Here is a 23034-nt window from a genome sequence, read left to right as displayed (position 1 = left end):
CTTATGCGCCTCGTACTGCAACCAATGCTTCTGCAATTGCTTTCTTAAAGCGAGCAACTACTTCAACACACTCGTCTTGAGTGATGATAAGCGGGCAAAGTAAACGAATTACTGTACCGTTACGACCACCTTTTTCAAGCAATAGTTTATTGTTGAAACAAGCAGTTTGAATTGCAGCAGCTAATTGTGAGTCAGCAGGATGCGAACCAATACGGTCAGCTGGTTTACGCTCGTCAACAATCTCAACACCGATCATTAAACCGCGACCACGTACGTTACCGATACATGGGAATTCTTGAGCTAATTTTTTAAATTCAGCTTGTAAGAAGTCACCACGTTCTTGCGCATTTTGAGCAAGATTTTGTTCATTAATCGTTTTTAATACAACAAGACCAGTACCCATAGCAAGTTGGTTACCACGGAAAGTACCCGTGTGACCAGCAGGTTGCCAAGCATCAAATTTACGTTTAATACCTAATACTGCAAGTGGTAAACCACCACCTACTGCTTTAGACATTACAACAACATCAGGTTCAATACCTGCATGTTCAAATGCAAACATTTTGCCTGAACGTGCAAAGCCAGCTTGAACTTCGTCTAAAATTAAAACGATGTTGTGCTTTTCAGTCACTTCACGGATTTTTTGCAACCATTTTACTGGAGCTGTAACTACGCCGCCTTCCCCTTGAATCGCTTCAAGAATAACAGCAGCCGGTTTTGTTACACCGCTTTCAACATCTTCAATAAAGTTTTCAAAGTAGTAAGTTAAAGCGTCAACACCTGCTTCACCACCTAAACCAAGTGGGCAACGGTATTCATGCGGATACGGCATGAATTGTACGCCTGGCATTAAACCATTAACTGCATTTTTTGCACTTAAGTTACCAGTCATAGCAAGTGCACCATGGGTCATACCATGGTAACCGCCAGAGAAACTGATCACTGAACTACGGCCAGTGTAAGTCTTAGCAAGTTTGATTGCTGCTTCAGTTGCGTCTGCACCAGCAGGACCACAGAACTGCAAGCAATATTCTTCTTTACCACCAGGTAAATATGCTAACAATGCTTCAGTGAATGCATCTTTTAAAGGTGTGGTTAAGTCTAAAGTATGCAATGGCAAACCACTTGCCAATGTATCTTGAATACTTTGAATCACCGCAGGATGATTATGACCTAAAGCCAATGTACCTGCCCCAGCTAAACAATCAAGGTACTGTGTACCTTCAACATCAGTAACCCAGCATCCTTGTGCTTTCGCTATCGCTAACGGTAATTTACGTGGATAGCTACGAACATTTGATTCCATTTGACTTTGGCGAGTCAAATAATATTCGTTAGTAGCATTAGTGGCAGGGTTAACGGAAGTAACGCTCATATCGGATTACCATCTCTGATAGGGGTAGAAAGAAATAAGTCTGGTGACGATTGGTCCTTTGACTCGGTGCTTTATAGAACTAGCAAAGACACTTATTTTATATCTTGTAACTAGGAGCGCGATGATACCTAATTTTGCAAGAAAAAAAACGTCTTTTATGTACTTTACTCATCTAATCTTATTGAAAAAATGTATCATCCCAATAGTTATGATGAATTATCATCATACTATGTGACAACCTAAAGAAAATATTCTTTTTTTATATTAGTTTGATTTTTTAAGTTACATTGAAACATTTTACTTTTAAGTTATTATTTTTTAAAAACTTTATATTGACCAAAATTTAAAAAAACCTGATTTTAATATTACAAATACGCCACAAAATCTGCAAAAGTTATGCATAAGTTATGTTTAACATTTCTTAATGAAAAAAATTAAATTTATATTAATTTTTAAAGGAAAAATTTATGCGTACTTTAGCCGTCTCTACCCTTCTTTTAGGTTCCCTCCTTAGCCCTTTCGTTTTTGCTCAGGATGATAATGCTTTGAACTACAATATTGTAAATGTACAAGCTGAGGCTTCTCGTCAAGTTTCAAACGATGAAATGCATGCAACTTTATATATTGAAAAAAGTAACAAACAACCAGCCGAACTTTCAAATCAAATTAACCAATTGATGAATCAGGCGCTTACCGTTTCTCGTAAATATCCTCAAGTCAAAGTGGAAACAGGTGCTCAAAGCACTTATCCAATTTACGATAACGATAGCAATAAGTTAAAAGAATGGCGTGGTCGCGCTGAAATCCGTTTAGAAAGTAAAGACTTTAAAGCTGCTAGCCAGCTAGTGAATGAATTACAGCAAAACTTCCAGACTCAATCGATTAATTTTACAGTTTCTGATGAACAACGTAAAAAAGTTGAAAATGAGTTAATGGTAGAAGCATCTAAAAACTTTCAACAACGCGCTCAAATGTTGACTCAAGCATGGAATAAAAACCAATATACATTGGTTAATCTGAACTTGAATACCAACAACTATTTCCCACAACCTGTAATGCGTGCCAGCATGGCTAAGTTCGCTATGGCCGAAGCTGCACCAGCTCAAGACATGGCAGCTGGTGAGTCTAAAATTACTGTAAATGCGAACGGTTCAATTCAGTTTAAATAATTGCTTGAGCTAAAAAAGCCCTGAACTGATCAGGGCTTTTTTGACTTATTTTTTAAACGGTAAAGCATATTTAAAGATACGGCCTACAACTTGTCCAAACTGTTTAGCTAGACTCGCGTTGTTATAATTTAAACCATATTTTTTACATACAGCTTCAACTTTTGGAGCCATTTGGCGATAACGACGCGCTGGAATATCAGGGAATAAGTGGTGCTCAATCTGATGACTCAAGTGTCCGCTTAAAATATGTAATGCTTCTGAACCTTTCAGGTTAGAAGAACCACGAATCTGACGCATATACCAGTGACCACGGCTCTCTTCTTGTAAAACGGACTTCGGAAATACTTCTGCATCTTTTGTAAAATGACCACAGAAAATAATCGTAAATGTCCAGATATTACGAAGACCATTTGCAACTAGGTTACCAGTGAATACAGGTAAAGCTGCTGGCCCCGCAATTAATGGGAAGAAAACATAGTCTTTAAAAAGTTGCGTACCAATCTTTTTATTAACAGGTTTTAATTCTTCCAAGAATTTTGCCATGCTCTTACGTTTATACAGGACGCGTCCAATTTCAAGGTTCTGAATGGCTACGCCCCACTGGAACAACAAACAAAATGGGATGCTATAAACAGGTTGAAGTAAGAAACCTGGCTTCCAGCGTTGTTCTGGGAATAAACGAAGTAAACCATAACCAATGTCATCATCAATACCTTTAATATTGGTATAGGTGTGATGTTTATAGTTATGCGTTTGACGCCAGTTATCAGAAGTACCGACAGTATCCCATTCGTAAGTTTGGCCATTAAACTTAGGATCGTTCATCCAGTCATATTGACCATGCATCACGTTATGACCGAGTTCCATGTTTTCCATAATTTTAGAAAAGCCTAATAGACCTGTTCCTAAAATCCATGCTGGTGGGAACCAGCCTGCAAACAAACATGCACGGCCTAAAAAGCTACTATAACGAATTGCAGCATACACACGGCGGATATATTTAGCATCCTTCTCGCCCAAATCATCCAATACTTCTTGTTTGATCTGATCAAGCTCTTTTGCAAATGCATCAAGTTCTGCTGGAGTCAAATCACGATTTTTAGGATTTTTAAAATATTCGACTTTCACTGGCATATTCATAAGAGTTCTCTCTTAAAGATCAATAACTAGATCGGATTGTGCTGAGTTCACACAAATTTTGAGTAATTGGCTTGGTTCAGTATTTTCACTGCCGTTGAGTAAATTACGTGTTGAACCTTGTGTTTTACTACAAACACATTTATTGCAAATTCCCATACGGCAACCATGAGTTGGTTTAACGCCTTCATGTTCAAGGCTAACCAAAATTGATTGGCCTTTAGGAATTGCAATCACCTTATTAGACTGTGTTAATGTGACATTCACATAACCAATATCATCAGCAGAACTTTCATTTGTTAAGCTAAATGCTTCTGTTAAAAGGGCTGGAGCTTTTTCAAATAACTGCTCAACAGTCGCCACAAAACCAGAAGGTCCACACGCATAAATTGTGCTGTTTTCAACATCATCAACTAATGCTAAATGCTCTGCATTTAAACGTTCATCATTTGGGGTTTCTTGGGTATAGAAAACCTGATAACTAAAATTTGGATATTGCTGTGCAACTTTTTCAAAATATTCAACAAAAGCTGCATCCGAACGTTGTTTCACCCAATATAAAAGTTGTACTTGAACTTTATCTAATTGCTGGCTTTGTTTAATCGCAGTAATCAAGCTCAACATTGGGGTAATACCACTACCCGCTGCCAACATAATTAAATTCGGTGTTTTGACGTTTTGTTGCATATCGCCATAAGGTTGACCAAGCTCAAAAACATCACCGATTTGGCTTTCAGCAATAAACCAGTTACTGACAATACCATCCGCAACTTTTTTTACGGTTAAACGTAAGTGTTGCGCATCTATTTGCGTCAAACTATAAGTACGTTCATAGCGACGACCAGCAATTTCTACAATTACAGGATGATGCTGGCCAGCAACGCCCATTTTCACTAAGCGGTTACATTTTAGCGTCAAGCTCACCATGTCATGAGCGACAAATTCTTTTTTTACAATTTGAACAAGGCCATGTTTTACAGACCATAAAGGATTAACTTTTTGTAGCCAGAAATTAGCCATTTCTTTATCAAAGATGGCTTGTGTCAATGAATTGAATAGAGAATTTCTCTTTTCGATTGCTTGCATAAATGAAGGCTCTGTCGCTCTTTTTTAATTATTATACACATGTATATATATTTGTATATACACTCGTACTTTTAATTACAATTTCACAAGTTCAGCTTCTAAGGCTATAATCCTGAGAGTTTACAAATATATTGAACAGCATGACCCAATCTTCACTTTCTCAGAACCTGAATGACACACCTCTTCAACAAGATGTCATTGAAATTAAAACAGCTACGCGTTCTGTGGGAAGAAAAGCGACAATTACTAAAGAAGAACTTTTTCAGGCGGCTTTAAATCTCATTGGCCCACAAAAAAGTATTGCTTCACTGAGTTTACGTGAAGTAGCTCGAGAAGCAGGAATTGCACCCAATAGTTTCTATCGACACTTTAAAGATATTGATGAGTTAGCAATTTCTTTAATTGACCGTGCAGGTATTGTTTTACGTAAAATCATCCGTCAGGCTCGCCTACGTGCTTCCTTACAAGAGAGTATTATTCGTAGTTCTGTCGATATTTTTCTTCAACAGCTTGATGCTGATGAAGGCAATTTAAGTTTACTCCTCCGTGAAAGTTTTACAGGTTCAGCTTCTTATAAAGCTGCAGTAGACCGTCAACTCAACTTTTTTCAGCAAGAGCTACAAGAAGATTTAATCCGTCTTGAGCGCTTGAATAACAATCACCTCTACCATCCAGACCTTGTTGCAAAAGCAATTACTCAACTTGTGTTTCACATGGGTGCAAAAGTCATTGATTTACCAATGAATCAACGTGCAGAAGTGGCTGAACAAACCATGATTATGATTCGAATGATTTTAGAAGGCGCACGTCATTTAGATGAAGCAAAAATTCGCTAAAATTGACTTATGAATGGCTTGTTAATTAACAGGCCATTTTTAAATCTAACTCCTCTATTTTCCAATAAAAATATAATTCACTAATTGAAGCTAATAGCTTGCCAGAGTATAAATAATCATTCCATTTGCTCTTTCTTTCTCCTATATTCCCAACGATCTCAGGGATCCACATGCAAAATTTGAATAATCGTCAAAGTCTGATTGCAAGCTACATTCTTATGGGCATCTTTTTGCTTTCGGTTATCCCCTTACATTTATTAGCAAGTTTTTTTGCAGGCTTTCTCATTTATGAAATTATTATTAGCTTAAGTTCAGTTGTAGAACGTTATATTGACGGCCAAAGAGCCCGTATTTTTATTAGTATTTTACTTAGTATTGTTACCATTTCGCTTATTGGTTTTTTCATTACGAGCCTGATTAGTTTTGTTGTACACGATCTAAAAGGTGTAGGTTTACATAGTATTAATGGCAAAGTTGACCAAACCCTACTTCATTTGCAGGCAGAGATCGGAAAATATCTTCCAGGCTATATTCCCGATAGCGTGACAGATCTAAAAGACGAAATCTTTGCTTTTATGAAAGATAACGTGACTACATTAAAAAATACCAGTTCCGATATTTTGCATAACTTCGTAACTATGGTGATGGGATTAATTATTGGTATTTTGGTAGCAATACATGGTTTTCACCGCCGTACTCCTCAGCCTGTTTTTAAGTCTCTTCTGATTCAACGTATCCAAAAACTATCGATTTCATTTAAAAATGTTGTTTTTGCACAAATAAAAATTTCAGCTATTAACACCCTGCTTTTTATTTTATTTGCCTTTATTTTATTACCACTTTGGGGAATTCACCTCCCTTTTGCCAAAACCTTAACCATTTTGACCTTCATGTTTGGTCTGATTCCAATTTTAGGTAATCTTATTTCCAATACTTTAACCTTCATTGCTGCTCTTACCGTTTCCTTAGGACTAGCAGGTGCAGCATTACTTTATCTGGTTCTAGTTCATAAGCTTGAATATTTTATTAATGCTAAAATTATTGGGCATAAAATCAATGCCAGTGCATGGGAAATTTTATTGGCAATGTTAGTGTTTGAGTCTATTTTTGGTTTAGGCGGTTTAATCGCGGCTCCAATTTTCTATGCATATTTAAAATTAGAATTAAAAGATGCTGGTCTCATCTAATTCAAAATCGATGTATAAAAAAAGCGCCCTCTAGGCGCTTTTTTTTATTTTGAGTAAGTTAAGGTTTAACTACAACTAACACTTGAATCGCTTCTGGTGTAACTGTTAAGCCATCAAGTAAGCTTAAACCTTCTTTTTGCAACTTCTGTAAACGTTCAATTTCGTCTTGACGAATACTTGGGTTGAATTGTTTTAGATAAGTTAAACGGTCAATTTCATATTGCCATTTATTACCATAATGTTCTTTTGCTTGCTGTTGAAGCTGCGGCAAATCAACTTTCGCAATCTCTAACGCTTGTTTATAACGCTGCTCAATGATATCACGACGAGCTTTAACCACCTGACGACAGCTATTACCATCTAAGTGATGTAAATAAGGTTTTAAAATTGTCGGATCAATTTTTTCAGACAAATCTTGACCATTTTCACTTAATAATACGCGAATAAGCTGCTTAGGTAAGCTCGATGGTAAGTTCAGTGATTTCGGCGCAACAACATCCACTTTAAACCAGACTTCAATTAAGACTGAACCCTGCTTTAACGCATTCGATTTGAGCACAGCAACATTGGTACTACCAAATGATTGTGTACGGATCATTTCCATAACACTTTCAATGAATGGATGCTCTAAAGTTAAATACTGAGCATCTTCACGAAGCTGAGCTTGATCGCGATAGAACGTTGCGGTCATACCTTCTTCGTCTAAAGCCAAACCTTGCACTTGCATTTGGTCGGTCGGTTTAATAATCACCGTACCATTACTTTGCTCATCAAAGTCGATATTGGTTGATGACATGAAACGCTTCACAAACATTGGCAGCGTAGTATTGTCATCATAGTCTTCAAGGGCCTGAACAATTTCTTGTGCCACAATAGGACGACATGAATTATATTCAAGTAAACGGTCTCGGCCAGCTTGAAGTTCAGCTTCTAAGGCTTGACGTTGAACATTCACTTCTTCAAGCAAATCTTCAAATGTTTGACCTTGGTCTGCAAGTAAGCAATCTTTTAATTCAACAATAAAGTTCTCTTGCAGCGTTTGTGCTGTGGGAGAAATATTGCTGAAAATATTAAGTGCTTCGTTATACCAACGGAACATACGTTCTTGAGCTGTTCCCACAAGATATGGCACATGAATCTGAATACGGTTTTCTTGACCAATACGGTCTAGACGCCCAATACGCTGCTCTAAAACATCTGGGTTAGCTGGTAGATCAAATAAAATAAGATCACTGGCGAATTGGAAATTACGGCCTTCCGAACCAATTTCCGAACACAGTAAAATCTGTGCACCATAGCTTTCTTCAGCGAAATAAGCAGCCGCTTGGTCACGTTCAAGTAAGCTCATGCCCTCATGGAACATTGCGGTACGAATACCTGCATGCAAACGCAACACATTTTCTAAAGACTCAACCACTGGTCCGCTACGCGCGATTAAAAGCACTTTTTTATGCTTAAGATCTTTGCGTAAAATTTCCATTAACCATGGCACACGCGGATCATTTTGCATCCATGAACCATCAATCTGTGCTTCTTCAGGCCACATCTGCTCACGCAGTTTGCCATCTTTTGACCAATCTTCTGGTGCTAGTAATGGTGCTGGCTGACAATCACGGCCTGGGAAGCCCTGAATCGCTTCACGTGTATTACGGAATAAAATACGTCCAGTACCGTGACGGTCTAATAACTCGTGAATAGCTCTAAAGCGTTGATCAGGCTGGTCGTCAATACTGTGACCTAACAAACCTTCTAAAGCAGATAAATGCTCTGGCGTTAAAGCTTGATCAGACATGAGTACTTCAGCAATTTTTGCAGTTTGCTGATATTGAGTCTCTTCATCTAAAAAGCGCTCTAAACTACTAAAACGCTGTGGATCAAGTAAACGTAAGCGAGCAAAATGGCTTTCTACACCTAATTGTTCAGGTGTTGCAGTGAGTAATAACACCCCTGCTGTATTTTCAGCTAATTCTTCAATTAAATCGTAGCGATCATTACCGCCTTCTTCTTCGCTCCACATCAAATGATGTGCTTCATCAACCACAAGCAAATCAAAACCAGCTTCTATGGCTTGCTCACGCAAATCATCATGGTCAACCATTAAGTCAACGCTGGCAATAATGCATTGCTCAGTCAAGAACGGGTTAAGCTCTGGATCATGTTCTTTAATAGATGCAGTACGCGTTAAATCAAACAGAGAGAATTGCAAGTTAAAACGGCGACGCATTTCAATCATCCACTGATACTGTAGAGAATCAGGGACTAAAATAAGAATTCGTTCTGAACGTCCTGTTTTAAGCTGCTGGTGAATAATTAGACCAGCTTCAATGGTTTTACCTAAACCTACTTCATCGGCAAGTAAAACACGAGGAGCAAAACGTTTACCAACTTCATGTGCGATATAAAGCTGATGAGGAATCAGGCCAACACGTGCACCAACCATACCACGTAAAGGGCTAGTCTGCATTTGCGCTTGCATGAGCATCGCTTCAATACGCAAATCATACCACTCTTTATAGTCGACCTGACTTGCAAGCAAACGATCTAAAGGTTTAGATAATTGAATTTGCGCACCAATACGGGTTTCATTGAGCGCTTTACGCTCTTGTTCGCCATTTTCTAAAGTACGAACAACGTTATAACGCAAAACACCATGTCGGTCTTCAACAGACTCAACAATCCACTTCTTGCCTTCTTGATCTTGAACTTCATCATTGGTATTGAAGATGATACGAGATAGTGGAGCATTGTTACGTGCATAGACACGTGTCTCATCACTTTTGGGGAATAAAATGCTGACAGATCTTTCATCTACATCAATAAGAACACCTAAACCGAGCTCAGTTTCTGTGTCTGATAGCCAACGTTGACCAATAGCATACTGCTGCAATTTTTCCACCTTTCTCTCAAGTTCGCACTACATATTGTACGATGCAAATTAGCTTATTTTTGCATCTTTTTATGTAGTCTTTAAAGCAAAATTTTGAAGCAAAAACCAATTAAATGACTTTGCTACAAAAAATCACGCATTAAAATTTTTACATTAAAACGGTACAGGACAGTCAAAAGTTAATGTTTCTGCTGTGACAGGATGATTAAAACTTAACTGTTTGGCATGCAAACATAAGCGCGGAACAAGTTGTTGCTCCGGTGTTGCATACAGCGTGTCACCTACAATTGGATGCCCAAGATATTGCATGTGTACACGGAGTTGATGAGATCGACCTGTAATTGGTGTTAATTTCACACGAGTTACAGGTTGTCCCTGAATTTGAAAATGTTCTATGGCCTGCCAATGTGTTAAAGCAGGTTTGTTGTGAGAAGCGTCGACAATATGTAAAGGCGGTCGACTTGGGTCATAGATGACAGGAATATCTACAGTCCCTTCACCTTCTAAATGACCTGCGACAAGCGCTTCGTATATTTTTGAAGTCTGACGATCTTGAAATTGACGTGCAATTGCACTTTGACCGCGTTTCGATAAACCAAATACTAAAATACCTGAAGTATCTCGGTCTAGACGATGAATGAGCAAGGTTCTAGGTTCAATCGCAACCAACCTTGTCAAAACGCTATCATGTAAATCACCCTTACCAGGAACACTCAAAATGTCCGAAGGTTTATGAATCACCATAAAATCATCATCACGATAGATCAGATGTTCACTTAGAAAATCACTCAAAGTTGTATTCCCAAGGTAAGATGAAAAACAAGCGGGCAATAATAAAAAGCTTACGTCCGAATTACAATGCCGTTCGGGTAAATTAACAGCAGAATTTGCAAATAATATGGATCACTTCGCCCCTATCGGCAGTCATTGCTTCAATAACTGCATAATATGTTGCAATGTCGGTGCTTGCATTAACTCTTCTGCGCTCAAGCTCGCACCATTTGCACGCCATAGATCGACCAGATAATTAACAGCAGGCTGATCTAGTCCGTAGTTTCTTAAATCAATTTCCGGATGGATCTCCATAGGATGTCGCCCCACCTGTTCAGCAATTGCCAATAAAATTCCTTTATCTGACAAGATATAGGAAGATGGCGCACTTAAAGACCATAAGCGTATTAAAGTCTGTGTGTTTACATGTTGAATGGAGTCAAAACTGATCTTTTCAACCCATTGGATATGCTGCTCTAAGCTACTCGCCAAGATTGCATCGTTTACCACACTGACCTGATCTGTAATCGATAAAACAAGCTGCATGACTTGCTTAAATAGAGGCGACAAATCACCTGCCATCATAACTTGAGCCTGAGTATTTGATGACAAACGCTGACCAAGCTCCAACATAGTTTGTTGAAGCTGAACTGTCTCTATAAAAATAACTGGAATTTCTAGTGATTGAGCTCGTTTACTCAACAGTTCTAAATGGTGTGCCAATGGTTGCTCAGACCAATCTGGTCGTACTCTAAGCTCATTGAACCCAACCAATAGCAATATACTTTGCGTAGACTCAATTGACCAATTTGAAGTACTTGTTGCTAATTGGATTTTTCGAGGTAAGGGGTAAAACATTATTCTCTACAAATATAAAAAATAGCTCAAATTAAAAAGCCCGTTTAACACGGGCTTCTTGCTTACTTCATTTCAGCGAATGTTTCTTTTGCAGCCTGAATCGTAAACTCGATATCTTCATCAGAATGTGCAGATGAAATAAAGCCAGCTTCAAACGCAGACGGTGCCAAGTTGACTCCACGTTTTAACATACCATGGAAGAACTTTTTGAAAGCTTCAATGTCACAGGCCAACATAGAGTCAAAGCTTGTAATATCTTCTTGGTCAGTAAAATATAGACCAAACATTGCGCCAGCTTGCTGAGTCTTAAATGGAATACCCGCTTCATCAGCTGCAGCTTGTAGGCCTGCAAGTAACTTTTCAAGTTGAGCAGATAAGTTGCTATAAAAGTCTGGTTGGCGAAGATGCTTGAACATCTCAATACCAGCACGCATAGCAAGTGGGTTACCAGATAATGTACCTGCTTGATATACCCCACCTAAAGGTGCGATACATTCCATGATTTCACGTTTACCACCAAACGCACCAACTGGTAGACCTGCACCAATAATTTTACCTAAAGTGGTTAAATCAGGTTTAACGTTATATACCGATTGTGCACCGCCGAGTGCAACGCGAAAGCCTGTCATCACTTCATCGATAATGAATACAGATTTATATTCATCACAAATATCACGAATGGCTTGTAAGAAACCGTCAATTGGTTTCACCATATTCATGTTACCTGCGACAGGCTCAATGATAACGCCCGCAATTTCATGACCAAATTTAGTAAAGCATTCTTTTAATGCAGCAATATCATTGTAAGGCAGCGTTAAGGTGTGTTTAGCAAAATCAACAGGTACACCTTTCGAAGTCGGCTCACCCTCACCTAAAGTGAGTAAGCCCGAACCTGCTTTTACTAAGAGTGAGTCTGAGTGACCATGGTAACAACCTTCAAACTTCACAATCTTGTCACGGCCAGTATAACCACGTGCTAAACGAATAGCGGTCATGGTCGCTTCTGTACCAGAGTTCGTCATACGCACCAATTCAATTGATGGCATGATTTCACAGATAATATCTGCCAACGTTGTTTCATGTACGGTTGGTGCACCAAAACTTAAACCATCTTCTGCGGCTGTTTGTACTGCTTTAATAATTTCTGGATGAGCATGACCCAAAATCATTGGTCCCCAAGAACCAACATAGTCAACATAACGCTTACCATCGACATCCCACAAATAAGCACCTTTAGCTTTCTCGATGAAAACTGGTGTTCCTCCAACGCCATTAAAGGCACGTACTGGAGAGTTCACACCACCTGGAATGTGTTTACTGGCTTGTTTAAATAACTGTTCTTGCTTTGGAGATAAACTCATGGAAATGCTCGTCTTAAATATCTAAAAAATAATTTTGAAAGCTTAAGAAAATAATTGTGCCCAGGCCTGTACACGGGCAGGAATTTCAGCAGTTGATCGGCCTAATATATCACTAATGACTGCACAGAGGTCAGCCCCGGCCTCAATCACAGGTTGTGAGTTTTCAACAGTTAAACCACCAATCGCACAAATTGGTACATCATATTGAGCTGCTGCTTGCTTAATCACTTCAATACCGACATTACCTGCTTCAGGTTTTGTAGAAGTCGCGTAAACCGCACCAAATGCAATATAAGTCGCCCCATCGGCAATTGCTTTTTGTGCAAGCTCTAAAGAGTTCAGGCAAGTACGACCAATAATGACGCCTTCTGGTAATTGCGCTGTTGCATCGGTAATTTCACCGTCACTTTGACCTAAATGCACACCTAATCCAAACTGAGCAGCCAGTTTCAGATCGTCATTAATCACAAAAGGAACCTGATATTTTTCACATAATAGTTTGATGTGTTCAACTTCAGCAGGTTGATCTGCTTTGTCTACTTTTTTGCGACGATACTGTAAAATTGCGACCTGACGAGTTGCGAGCGCGGCGTCTAATTTTTCTAATAATAATTGGATTGGGTCATCATTGGTAATGAGATATAAACCGCGCATACTCTACTCTCGCTTTAAAAAACTTGGCTAGTATAACGGATTTATAGGACATCATAAGTACCGATTGATCTAGGTCTACCAGTACCAATCGGTATAATGAGAATAAAAGTAAAAATTAACTCGGAATTTTATCAAACTTACGATCAACCAAACTCAAACGGCCACGTGCAACATCCGACAACATTCGCCAATCAGAAATAAAACTATAAAAAGGCTGTTTAAAACTGGCAGGTTTATTTTTTTCAAACACAAAATGTCCAACCCAGGCATTTGCATAACCAGCTACCAAACCATAGAGCACATATTTGGCCTGTTTCTTACGAATTGCTTTTGAAAAAAAGTATATGCCAATACTGCTACCCACCACATGTAAGCGTCTGCTCATGATGTTACGGTGTTCAGTTAAATAAAAACGATAAAAGTCCTGATAGTTTTTAATCGGTAATTCAAACTCTGGCTGAGCTTCATGGCTAAAGTTTATTGGTGCATTCACGATCATCTTCCTGATTTTTATTTGATCAAAACGTCACCTGATTGTACACCTAAATAAAAGTGTAGCGTCATATGTTTGATTGTAACTTTCTCTATCAAAATCATTATTTTTAACGCTAAGCTATTATACTTATTCAAGATAGTTTAAATACCTGATTCAGGGAGATATATTATGGTCGAAGTTGAACTAAAGTTTCAGTTACCTGAATCGAAGAAAAAAACTGTCCAGCAATACTTAAAAAAACACAAAGCAAAGAATATTCACTTACAAGCAAAGTATTACGATACTCCTGATCGACTGCTTGCAAAAAATGGTATGGCCTTACGTCTGCGTAAAGAAGATGATCAATGGGTACAAACATTTAAAGCCGCAGGTCAAAGTCATCTTCACCGTGTTGAAGAAGAAATTCATTTAGGTAAGTGTGAGCAAAAACCTGACTTAAACCTTGAGTTATATCAAGATAATAAAGTAGTCATGGATTTAATTAATACAGCTTTAGGAACACAAGCTGAAAAATTGAGTTTGCAGTTTGAGACGGATGTACATCGTACCTACCACGTATTTGAAGCAGATAATACAGCGATTGAAGTTTGCTTAGATGATGGTGTGGTAAAAACGGCGGATGCAGAAAGTGTAATTTGCGAAGTCGAATTTGAACTCAAGCAAGGTCCAGTGAAAACGCTTATTCAATTTGCACAGCAATGGATTAATCGGTATTCACTTTGGCTTGATGTAAGAAGTAAAGCTGAGCGTGGCAACCTATTAGCACTAGGGCAAGCTGCCTCACCTGCTGTTCATGCCAAAGCTCTGACACTAAATAAAGATATTACTGCTGAACAGGCTCTCAAAAAGATTGTCGAAAACTGTTTAGAACAATTTTTGCCAAATATGGCTGTCATTGCCGATGGCGTTGCTGAAGCTGAGCATATTCATCAGGCACGTGTAAGCTTACGTCGTTTACGTAGTGCGCTTAAGCATTTCGCTGGTTGGTCAGGCGAGCTAAATCCACTTTGGGAAGAACAAATTGCTGAGCTTTTCCGTAAGCTTGGCGACACTCGTGATGAAGATGCTATTCGCACCGAAGTGCTACCTATTATTCAACAACACGGTTCACCTGAACTTTTACTACCTGTTTCAGCCCAGCCCTCAAAAGAACTCTCAACAATCTTTACCTCTGCGGACACGATTAAGCTATTACTTGATTTATTAGCATTTGCTTATTCAGAAGAAGATTCAGAGAGCAAAACTGGGGGGTTAAAAAAACATATTAAAAAGAGTTTAGATAAGTTACATCATAAAGTGATTAGCCATGCTGACCATTTCTCTGAGCTCGAAGTTGTTGAACAGCACAAAATAAGAAAGCAAGCTAAGCAGTTACGTTACTGTGTTGAATTTATTTCAAGTCTTTATTCAAACAAAAAAGTACAGCAATATTTAAAACAGCTACAACCTGTACAAAACACTTTAGGTCACTATAACGACTTATTTATTGCGGAAGATATTTTCAATAAAGCTGTCGAAAATGACCCATCGTTCTGGTTTGCTCTAGGCTGGGTAAAAGCCAAGCAGCCGCAGCTACAAAAGCGCTCAGCAAAAGCTTTACAAACGTTTAGCCAGACTGAAACTTTCTGGTAATTTATAAAAAGTCGCTGTAAACATGCAGCGACTTTTTATCGATACTTACCAAATACTTTCCATACACCATTATCTGCTAAAGGATCACTATAGCTATCACTGCGCTGCTTTCTTGGTTTATCACGAGCATCGACCAATTTAAAGTGCGGCTCAACCCCTAGCACAATACCATTGGTATAAAACCGTGAACGGGTATATTCACTTTGCCCATGTTGAAATACATAAGTTCTTAAATCGATGAATTCACGGTGAGCAACTAGAGCCGCGGTATCGTCGCTTTGCAACCATTCTTGCATGGTAAATATCTGGTCTGTTTCAAACTGTCCGCATTTTTCAATAAGACTCGCTACACCGCGGAAAGTTTTAGATTCTTTTGCGCGTGTTTTATTAATCCGTATTCGGTCTACATGAAAAAAGAACAGCGGTAAATTTAAATGACTTGGTAAATGAATAGCATCTGGTAATTCATCTTCCATAAATGGCTGAAAAAGCTCTTGTGCCCTTTCAATTAGGCCCTGCCATTGTTGGTAATAATTTTCGACTTCTTTTTGCAAGCCATAATAAATCGGCAACCCTTCAACATGTTCTAAATATTGAGGTGGGAAAACATGCTGTCGTAATAAAGCAATATCTGTCTTTAAACTTTGAATCGCAATTGCATCTTGCATATTATTCTCTCCTACCAATACTTAGGCTATTTACAGACTAAGTCAAAGGTTTTGTTTCCGCAAGCGTTTGCCTATAATAAGCAGCTCTATTTTTGCGGGAATAAGTCATGTCTCAAAAGATTAATGCAACAGATATTACTGAAGAAGAAGCGTTAAATGCTGTTTTCTTTGAGCGTGCGGATGAATTTATTAAACAGGCTAATGATTTTTGTCGCCCGCCAAAAGATAAAAAAGTTGATCCGGCTGAACTACGTGGTCAAGTGAGTGCTGCAATGTTGTTTGCGACTGCCCGCTTCAATACATGGGTAGCAGCAAATAATTTTAAAGATGGCAATGAAATGCGTGATGCGAAAGATCAGGTCATGTCTTACCTTCTTCAACAATTTCAAATGATGCTTGAAGATAACTTCGATGAGTATTGTGAGCAATTCGAAAATTATTTACGTTTCCGTAAAAATGAAGATTTTCACGCGCATAAACACGATCATTAATATGATTTAAAAACCAAATAAAAAGCCACAATTCAGTGGCTTTTTATTTGCGAGAAGACTTTATTTTTTTGCTGTCTGACCATATTGATCAGCCATCACTTCGACCAAATGCTCAGGTTTAATATACTTTTTAATTACTCTATTGACGTCCGCAACAGTCAATTTAGTTAACTCTTGATCATGACGAATTCGGTCTTGCAATGTTTTGTCTGTTTCAAGCTGTAGATTTAACATCCCATGAATATTACGTTCATCTTCTAATGCCGTAACTCGTTTCTTCATGATATCTGCTTTAGCAGCTTCAAGTTCTTGCTCAGTTACACCGTTTTTCACCAAGTCATTCAACACTTTATGTATTGATGCAGACACTTGGGCTGAACGACCCGAAGTATAATTTGCACTAATACTCAAAGCTCCTACATTCGTATCACGGTCAAGTTGCAGCCCACTTCCAAAACCATAAACTAGTGCATTTTTCTCACGAAGCTCTTGAGCCAAACGTGAGGAAATTTGAGATTCGCCTAAAATATAGTTCATTAAAATAAGAGCAGATGCATCTGGATGGTTCTTCCCAACTGGCAGTGACAGTACGCTTTGGTAGCTACCAAATTCACGTTGCTCAGATAAAACATGAACTTTCTGTGCTGGAAAATCAACGTGATCAATCAAGATTTTTTGATATGGCTGTTTACCGTTCCAACGGCCAAATTCCTGATTCAGTAATTTCTGCATCTTTTTCGCATCAAATTCGCCTGTAATGGCAATTTGAGCGTGGTTCATTGCAAAGAAACGCTCATACAACTCTTTCACTTGCTCTTGAGTTGCATTTTTCAACTGCTGTTTTGCCAGTTCAGGTTCAAAGTGATAACGCAAATCACCTGGTTGGTATTCTTCAAGCAAACGTGAAAGTGTTAAGCCTGCTACTACATCTGGCTCGGTATAAGGACGATCAAGGCTTGATAAGCTTTGCGATTTAATTAAATCAAATTGAGATTGCTCAAATTTCGGATTTTTCATCACATCAAGAACAAACTTGAAAAACTCATCAAATTTTTCTGATTTAGACTGAATGTTAATCGTCATGCCATTGCCGTCAGCACTTGCATAAGCCGCGCCGCCTGCATCAATCGACTTATCAGCAATATCTTGCAAACTATATTTATCAGAACCACGAAGCAATAAGTATGAGGTTAAATCAACTACCGTACCTTTATTAAATAAAGATTTTTCTGTCCCGAAATCCATGGTAATCGTTGCATAAGTACGATCATCACGTGTTTCAACTGGGAATAAGGCATATTTCATTCCATTTTTCAGTTTTCCACGGATAATCTTTTTCTCATTACTTTCAACATATTGCTTAGAAGATTTTAAAAACTCAGCAACTTCTTGTTGATATACCTTTGGATCTTTTAAAGGTTCGGCTTTTACTTCTACCTGATCTAGAGTTTTAGGGGTCTCTTTTGAATTTTGCTGTTGAGCTTTTTTCTGGTCTTCAGGCGTTGGTAGAATTTCACCATCAATACGATGCTCAGCTACAAGGAACTGTTTTAAAGTTTGATTTACTTCATCTAGCTTAACTTTTTCTACTGAATCTAAATCTTTAAAATATTGATCCCACTGCCCGCCAGCAACGGTGTAATCACTTAAACGCGACCCCAGTGCTACCGCATCTTTCGTAATTAGGTCACCTTGAGTTTTCATTAAACTTTTAACACGATTTAATTCAACTTCGGTAAAAGGCTTTCCTTTTTCAATGCCTGTTAACAAAGAACTTTCAACTTTTTTAGGATCATTACTTGGTGAGTAAATCGCGCCTAAAAACACCACATTAAAATCTTGGTCTAACCAAGTGCTAGACTCTACATTTGTGGTAATGCCCGTTTCAACCATGTCCTGATATAAATGACCACTTGGCTGCATGGTATATAACAAAGGGGCTAAAGCAAGTGTTGGCTGAATTTTGGTATTTTTACCATTCATATAGATATGGAATTTAGCCAGATCACTTCCCTTTTTCACCATGAACTGACGATTTTTTATTTTTGTAGAGTCAAGCACAGGAATCTGTACAGGCTTTGGAACCTCTCGTGCCGCAATTGGACTAAAATATTGGTCAATTGTTTTTAAGACTTCTGTTTTATCGAACTTACCTGAAATCACCATGACTGCATTATTAGGCGCATACCAGCTACGATAGAACTGGTTTAATTCAGGCATCTTAATAGATTTAAGCTCGGGCAAATCACCAATCGGTAAACGTCCTAAATATTGATTACCGTACGCTGACTTCCACATTTGATCCATCAGCACAGCAAATGGCTGATCCATACGGACTTCACGTTCGCGCTTTACAATTTCAATTTCGGAAGGAACAAATTTTTCTTGAAGAACTAATTTATCCATACGTTCAGATTCAAGATACAGCACCTGATCAAGCGCAGTTTTCTCTGGACGAACGATATTGGTATATTTTGTTGAATAATAATCCGTGCTGGCGTTTGTCATCAATGTATATTGATCTAAACGGCGCTGGAATTCTTCCCCTTTAACATTTTTAGTCCCTTTAAAAGCCAAGTGCTCAAGCAAATGAGCTAAGCCACTTTTGCCTTGCGGGTCATTTAATGAACCAGTTAAATAAATGGTGTTAATAAAGATTTTATTTTCTTTGGCATTTGGTGCTAGAACAATCCGAAAACCATTATCTAATTTATATTCCTCAATATTTTGCTTACTTTTTACTAATGTAGTTTGTGCCCAAGATGCAGCACTTAAACCAAGAATACACAGGGAGAGAGTCAGTTGTTTAAACTGCATAAACATATAAATACCAATTAATTTGAATAATAAAAAATCAATAGTTGTGGGACTATAGTAGGAAATTTAAGCTGACTTTCATAGTAAAGTTTTGAAAAAAAAGCCGTTTATTTAAACGGCCTTATATTTTAAGGAAAAATTTCTGCTTGCATATAAAGTTTTCCATATCCTGCGATTTCAATACGTTCCTCCGACAGGACGTTGCAATATAAAACCCCACCGCGGCTAGAAGCCTGATAAGCCGTAATATTATTTTTAGCGAGTTTTTCTGCCCATAATGGTGCTATTGCGGTATGAATTGAACCTGTAACAGGGTCTTCCTCAATACCCGCGACAGGAGCAAAATAACGCGATACACAATCATATTGCTGGTCTGCTTTTGATGTTATTACAACATCCATATCTGCAGTTGTAATTGCAGTTCTCTTACCTAGAGCTTTGAGCAAATTCATGTCAGGCTGCTCATCTAATACATCTTGTACTGATTCATACTCAACAATATAGGCTTGAACATTTTGATAAACCGCTTTAAAAGGTTTGGTTAAAGCTTGGCGTAAAATATCTGGATAATCTTCCACTTGATGAGCTTTACGAATCGGGAAATCCATTCTGATTTTGCCATCTTCATCTTGATGTACCACAAAAAGCCCCAAATTTCGTACATGGAAATTAATTGTCTTTTTATCAGTAAAATCTTTAAAGATTACAAAAGCGCTGGCAAGCGTGGCATGCCCACAAAAATCAACTTCAACCGTTGGCGTAAACCAACGGATTTCATAATTTTCAGCATCTATAATTTTTACAAAGGCAGTTTCCGACAAGTTGTTTTCAAGTGCTATCTTCTGCATTAAATCTGTATCCAGCCATTCTTTTTCAACAATCACAGCAGCCGGATTTCCACGAAATAGCTCTTTTGTAAAAGCGTCGACTTGATACATTTTCATGATAGTACTCTCTTTTGTAATAGACTCATTTTCGAAAATTATTTAGAAGAAAAACAGATACAGTTTTTTAAAAATTAACATCACAGTGGCAATTTACACATATAAAAAAACGGCTCATCCAGAGTAGATGAGCCGTTTAATATCAGTTTTTAATGATGTTGAGTTAACTCAATTTCATCTTCACTATTTAATATTTCTTTATCAGTCTGACCCATCAATTGACTGGTCACAACACCAGCTGTCATTGAGCCATTTACGTTTAAGGCAGTACGGCCCATATCAATGAGTGGCTCGATTGAAATAAGCAGTGCAACCAAAGTTACTGGCAAGCCCATAGCAGGAAGCACGATTAGCGCAGCGAAAGTCGCACCACCACCTACTCCGGCAACTCCAATTGAACTTAAAGTTACAATACCAACCAACGATGCAATCCACATTGGGTCTAGAGTATTAATCCCCATGGTTGGCGCAACCATCACCGCGAGCATTGCTGGATATAAACCTGCACAACCATTTTGACCAATGGTTGCCCCAAAAGAAGCTGAGAAACTTGCAATAGATTCAGGAATACCTAAACGACGAGTTTGGGTTTCGATACTGAGCGGAATACTTGCAGCACTTGAACGACTGGTAAATGCAAATGTCAAAACAGGAGCAACTTTTTTGAAGAATTTAAGCGGAGAAACACCTGTCAGGGTCAAGATAATCGCATGCACGACAAACATGATCGCTAGACCTAAATAAGATGCGACCAAGAAACCACCAAGGTTTAAGATATCTGCGACATTCGAACTTGCCACAACTTTTGTCATAAGTGCAAAAACACCATACGGTGTAAGTGTCATCACTAAACGAACCAGCTTCATTACCCAAGACTGCAAAGTCTGAATTGCAGTTAAAATACGCTGGCCTTTCTCTGCGTCATCTTTCATTAGGTTGAGTGCTGCTATCCCTAAAAAGACAGCAAAAATAACCACACTAATAATTGAAGTTGGATTGGCGCCAGTTAATTCAGCAAATGGATTACTTGGAATAAAGGAAAGAATAAATTGCGGTACACTTAGATCGGTAACTTTACCTACGTAGTCTGTATTAATCGCAGTTAAACGTGCAGTTTCAGCAGCACCTTGCACTAAACCTTTTGCAGTTAAGCCGAACAAGTTTGTAACAAACACCCCTACCAGTGCAGCAATCAGTGTTGTAAAGAGTAATGTACCGATCGTATAAAAACTGATTTTGCCTAAAGATGAGGCTTGGTGTAATTTTGCAACCGCTCCCAAAATAGACACAAATACCAAAGGCATAACAACCATTTGTAAAAGTTTTACATAGCCGTTTCCAACGATATTAAACCAGCTAATAGATTCAGCAAGAATCGGATGGCCACCGCCATAAATCAAATGTAGTCCTAAACCAAACACCACACCTAGAACTAAGCCAGCCAGAACTTTTTTTGATAAGCTCCAATCTGTTTTACGTGTTTGGGCGAGTAAAAATATTAACCCGACGAAAACCACAATATTGATGATTAAGGGTATATTCATTCCCAAACTCCAAATTATTGCTTGTGTCATCTTTCAAGGGGGCATATTTGACCATAGCCAGCCTATATAAACTACCCTTTTCCACAATTTTATAGCATCAAGATGATTACAAACCTGCGTGAGAATATAAAATGACTTTTAAATACATATACATCACTTTTAATTTATAAATTACGTAAGATATTTATGTATAAAAATCAGCCTCTACTTAAGCAACCTTTAATTCAAATTGTTGCTCAATAAAACGAATAAACTGCTTTAAATTGGTTCCCCAAGTTTCTGGTAACTGAGCAACCAAGTAAGTCGTAAAAAAAGCAGATTCCGTATTTAATCCAAAACAATTGACTGAAACTTTATCTGCAACTTTCGTGAGATATGATTTCGGTAATAAGGCAAAACCCACCCCCAACTCCACACAACTCACAATTCCATCAAGACTTCCCATTTCCATGATTTGTGAAGGCGGAACACTAAAATCATTCAAGAAAAGCTCTATGGCATGTCGATATGAGCAACCCTGCCGAAATGCTATAAATCTAGTCTTTGCAAGGGTGGCCCTATCTGGAAAGCTCACTTGTTGCTTAGGACAAACTAGTACCAGCTCTTCGTGCCAGACAGGAAAACTATATAACTCTGGAATCACATATTTAGAAGCAACGAAAGCACAATCCACCTCTCCTTGCTGCACCGCACTCAACAAATATCGGGTTGGGTGGGTTTGTAACTCAATCGGTAAATTTGGATATTGCTGCATACATTGATTGAGTAATTGAGGAAGACGTATTGCTGCTGTCGTTTCCATACTGCCCAAACGAATGGTTTCATTCGGATCAATATCACCCTCTTGAAAGATTTTTTTAGCTTTATTATGTAGCGCAATCATTTGAACAGCATAACTATGTAGCTGTTGTCCGGCATTGGTTAAGGTCACTGGGTTATTACGATTGAATAAAATAACCCCCAACTCTTCTTCAAGTTTTTTTATATGGCTGGTGATATTCGATTGAACCGTATACATTTTTTGTGCAGCCAATGAAAAACTTCCACTCTCTACAACAGCTAAAAAAAACTCTAGAGACTTAAGTAACATACCACTATCTCAAAACAAGATAATTATCATC

Annotated in this window: 19 protein-coding genes; 5 read left to right on the top strand and 14 right to left on the bottom strand. The window is 38.3% G+C overall.

What is annotated here, in order from left to right; genetic code table 11:
* Position 1: 1 nt before the first annotated feature.
* Positions 2–1375 carry a diaminobutyrate--2-oxoglutarate transaminase gene (locus tag POD11_RS06175; protein WP_016140349.1) on the bottom strand — a complete coding sequence of 458 codons (1374 nt, stop codon included), beginning with the start codon at positions 1373–1375 and terminating at the stop codon, positions 2–4.
* 467 nt (positions 1376–1842) lie between these two features.
* Here POD11_RS06175 and POD11_RS06170 point away from each other — a divergent pair, with 467 nt between their 5' ends.
* Complete coding sequence (locus POD11_RS06170) at positions 1843–2544, top strand: SIMPL domain-containing protein (protein ID WP_016140348.1); 702 nt, start codon at positions 1843–1845, stop codon at positions 2542–2544.
* A 45-nt stretch (positions 2545–2589) separates the two neighbouring features.
* Here POD11_RS06170 and POD11_RS06165 read toward each other — a convergent pair whose 3' ends face one another.
* Together POD11_RS06165 and POD11_RS06160 are read right to left on the bottom strand one after the other, a co-directional pair.
* The gene (locus POD11_RS06165) at positions 2590–3684 is read right to left on the bottom strand and encodes a fatty acid desaturase family protein (protein ID WP_016140345.1); all 1095 of its coding nucleotides are present in this window, start codon (positions 3682–3684) and stop codon (positions 2590–2592) included.
* A 12-nt stretch (positions 3685–3696) separates the two neighbouring features.
* Positions 3697–4767 carry a ferredoxin reductase gene (locus POD11_RS06160; protein ID WP_262456706.1) on the bottom strand — a complete coding sequence of 357 codons (1071 nt, stop codon included), beginning with the start codon at positions 4765–4767 and terminating at the stop codon, positions 3697–3699.
* 140 nt (positions 4768–4907) lie between these two features.
* Between POD11_RS06160 and fabR the strand changes: the two genes are divergently transcribed.
* Positions 4908–5603: an HTH-type transcriptional repressor FabR gene (gene fabR, locus POD11_RS06155; protein ID WP_016140343.1), complete on the top strand. Its 696-nt coding sequence runs from the start codon at positions 4908–4910 to the stop codon at positions 5601–5603.
* A 170-nt stretch (positions 5604–5773) separates the two neighbouring features.
* Positions 5774–6790, top strand: coding sequence for an AI-2E family transporter (locus POD11_RS06150; RefSeq protein WP_016140342.1), 1017 nt, complete (start codon positions 5774–5776; stop codon positions 6788–6790).
* A gap of 58 nt (positions 6791–6848) precedes the next feature.
* On the opposite strand, the gene rapA is transcribed toward POD11_RS06150, so the two are convergent.
* From rapA to POD11_RS06120, 6 genes are all read right to left on the bottom strand, one after another.
* Positions 6849–9686, bottom strand: coding sequence for an RNA polymerase-associated protein RapA (gene rapA / locus POD11_RS06145; RefSeq protein ID WP_262456705.1), 2838 nt, complete (start codon positions 9684–9686; stop codon positions 6849–6851).
* 144 nt (positions 9687–9830) lie between these two features.
* Positions 9831–10469, bottom strand: coding sequence for an RluA family pseudouridine synthase (locus tag POD11_RS06140; RefSeq protein ID WP_262456704.1), 639 nt, complete (start codon positions 10467–10469; stop codon positions 9831–9833).
* A 132-nt stretch (positions 10470–10601) separates the two neighbouring features.
* Complete coding sequence (locus POD11_RS06135; RefSeq protein ID WP_262456703.1) at positions 10602–11306, bottom strand: acyl carrier protein; 705 nt, start codon at positions 11304–11306, stop codon at positions 10602–10604.
* A gap of 62 nt (positions 11307–11368) precedes the next feature.
* Complete coding sequence (hemL, locus tag POD11_RS06130) at positions 11369–12667, bottom strand: glutamate-1-semialdehyde 2,1-aminomutase (RefSeq protein WP_224991461.1); 1299 nt, start codon at positions 12665–12667, stop codon at positions 11369–11371.
* 42 nt (positions 12668–12709) lie between these two features.
* Entirely contained in the window at positions 12710–13321 is a 612-nt protein-coding gene (gene thiE, locus POD11_RS06125; protein ID WP_262456702.1) for a thiamine phosphate synthase, read from the bottom strand.
* 115 nt (positions 13322–13436) lie between these two features.
* Positions 13437–13820 (bottom strand): DUF962 domain-containing protein, encoded by a 384-nt coding sequence (locus POD11_RS06120; RefSeq protein WP_239975188.1) that lies wholly within the window; start codon positions 13818–13820, stop codon positions 13437–13439.
* A gap of 165 nt (positions 13821–13985) precedes the next feature.
* Here POD11_RS06120 and POD11_RS06105 point away from each other — a divergent pair, with 165 nt between their 5' ends.
* Positions 13986–15449 carry a CYTH and CHAD domain-containing protein gene (locus POD11_RS06105; protein WP_334311808.1) on the top strand — a complete coding sequence of 488 codons (1464 nt, stop codon included), beginning with the start codon at positions 13986–13988 and terminating at the stop codon, positions 15447–15449.
* A gap of 35 nt (positions 15450–15484) precedes the next feature.
* Here the strand turns inward: POD11_RS06105 and POD11_RS06100 are convergent, their stop codons facing one another.
* Positions 15485–16117 (bottom strand): hypothetical protein, encoded by a 633-nt coding sequence (locus POD11_RS06100; protein ID WP_016140335.1) that lies wholly within the window; start codon positions 16115–16117, stop codon positions 15485–15487.
* Between the two features lie 107 nt (positions 16118–16224).
* On the opposite strand from POD11_RS06100, the gene POD11_RS06095 reads away from it, so the two are divergent.
* On the top strand, positions 16225–16608 hold the full coding sequence (locus tag POD11_RS06095; protein ID WP_002118682.1) for a DUF3144 domain-containing protein: 384 nt from the start codon (positions 16225–16227) through the stop codon (positions 16606–16608).
* A 60-nt stretch (positions 16609–16668) separates the two neighbouring features.
* Here the strand turns inward: POD11_RS06095 and POD11_RS06090 are convergent, their stop codons facing one another.
* The 4 genes from POD11_RS06090 to POD11_RS06075 all read right to left on the bottom strand — a co-directional run bounded on the left by POD11_RS06090 (position 16669) and on the right by POD11_RS06075 (position 23003).
* Entirely contained in the window at positions 16669–19431 is a 2763-nt protein-coding gene (locus POD11_RS06090) for a M16 family metallopeptidase (protein WP_262456700.1), read from the bottom strand.
* Between the two features lie 122 nt (positions 19432–19553).
* Positions 19554–20369, bottom strand: coding sequence for a PhzF family phenazine biosynthesis protein (locus tag POD11_RS06085; protein WP_262456699.1), 816 nt, complete (start codon positions 20367–20369; stop codon positions 19554–19556).
* Between the two features lie 149 nt (positions 20370–20518).
* Positions 20519–21913, bottom strand: a complete 1395-nt coding sequence (locus POD11_RS06080) for an L-cystine transporter (protein ID WP_143225029.1) — start codon at positions 21911–21913, stop codon at positions 20519–20521.
* Positions 21914–22121: 208 nt separating this feature from the next.
* Positions 22122–23003, bottom strand: coding sequence for a LysR family transcriptional regulator (locus tag POD11_RS06075; RefSeq protein WP_262456698.1), 882 nt, complete (start codon positions 23001–23003; stop codon positions 22122–22124).
* Positions 23004–23034: the final 31 nt, after the last annotated feature.

This window comes from Acinetobacter sp. P1(2023), from assembly GCF_028367635.1.
GTDB classification, from domain to species: Bacteria; Pseudomonadota; Gammaproteobacteria; order Pseudomonadales; family Moraxellaceae; genus Acinetobacter; species Acinetobacter pittii_E.
The sequence above is the reverse complement of the archived record's forward strand: the minus strand, read 5'-3'. Positions and strand labels throughout refer to the sequence as shown.

Coding starts and splice junctions, on each gene's coding strand:
- POD11_RS06100 (WP_016140335.1), bottom strand. CDS start 16,117: ATGCAAGATGCAATTGCGATTCAAAGTTTAAAGACAGATATTGCTTTA.
- POD11_RS06085 (WP_262456699.1), bottom strand. CDS start 20,369: ATGAAAATGTATCAAGTCGACGCTTTTACAAAAGAGCTATTTCGTGGA.
- POD11_RS06120 (WP_239975188.1), bottom strand. CDS start 13,820: ATGATCGTGAATGCACCAATAAACTTTAGCCATGAAGCTCAGCCAGAG.
- POD11_RS06150 (WP_016140342.1), top strand. CDS start 5,774: ATGCAAAATTTGAATAATCGTCAAAGTCTGATTGCAAGCTACATTCTT.
- POD11_RS06165 (WP_016140345.1), bottom strand. CDS start 3,684: ATGAATATGCCAGTGAAAGTCGAATATTTTAAAAATCCTAAAAATCGT.
- POD11_RS06175 (WP_016140349.1), bottom strand. CDS start 1,375: ATGAGCGTTACTTCCGTTAACCCTGCCACTAATGCTACTAACGAATAT.
- POD11_RS06105 (WP_334311808.1), top strand. CDS start 13,986: ATGGTCGAAGTTGAACTAAAGTTTCAGTTACCTGAATCGAAGAAAAAA.
- POD11_RS06080 (WP_143225029.1), bottom strand. CDS start 21,913: ATGAATATACCCTTAATCATCAATATTGTGGTTTTCGTCGGGTTAATA.
- fabR (WP_016140343.1), top strand. CDS start 4,908: ATGACCCAATCTTCACTTTCTCAGAACCTGAATGACACACCTCTTCAA.
- hemL (WP_224991461.1), bottom strand. CDS start 12,667: ATGAGTTTATCTCCAAAGCAAGAACAGTTATTTAAACAAGCCAGTAAA.
- POD11_RS06170 (WP_016140348.1), top strand. CDS start 1,843: ATGCGTACTTTAGCCGTCTCTACCCTTCTTTTAGGTTCCCTCCTTAGC.
- POD11_RS06090 (WP_262456700.1), bottom strand. CDS start 19,431: ATGTTTATGCAGTTTAAACAACTGACTCTCTCCCTGTGTATTCTTGGT.
- POD11_RS06095 (WP_002118682.1), top strand. CDS start 16,225: ATGTCTCAAAAGATTAATGCAACAGATATTACTGAAGAAGAAGCGTTA.
- POD11_RS06075 (WP_262456698.1), bottom strand. CDS start 23,003: ATGTTACTTAAGTCTCTAGAGTTTTTTTTAGCTGTTGTAGAGAGTGGA.
- POD11_RS06160 (WP_262456706.1), bottom strand. CDS start 4,767: ATGCAAGCAATCGAAAAGAGAAATTCTCTATTCAATTCATTGACACAA.
- POD11_RS06135 (WP_262456703.1), bottom strand. CDS start 11,306: ATGTTTTACCCCTTACCTCGAAAAATCCAATTAGCAACAAGTACTTCA.
- thiE (WP_262456702.1), bottom strand. CDS start 13,321: ATGCGCGGTTTATATCTCATTACCAATGATGACCCAATCCAATTATTA.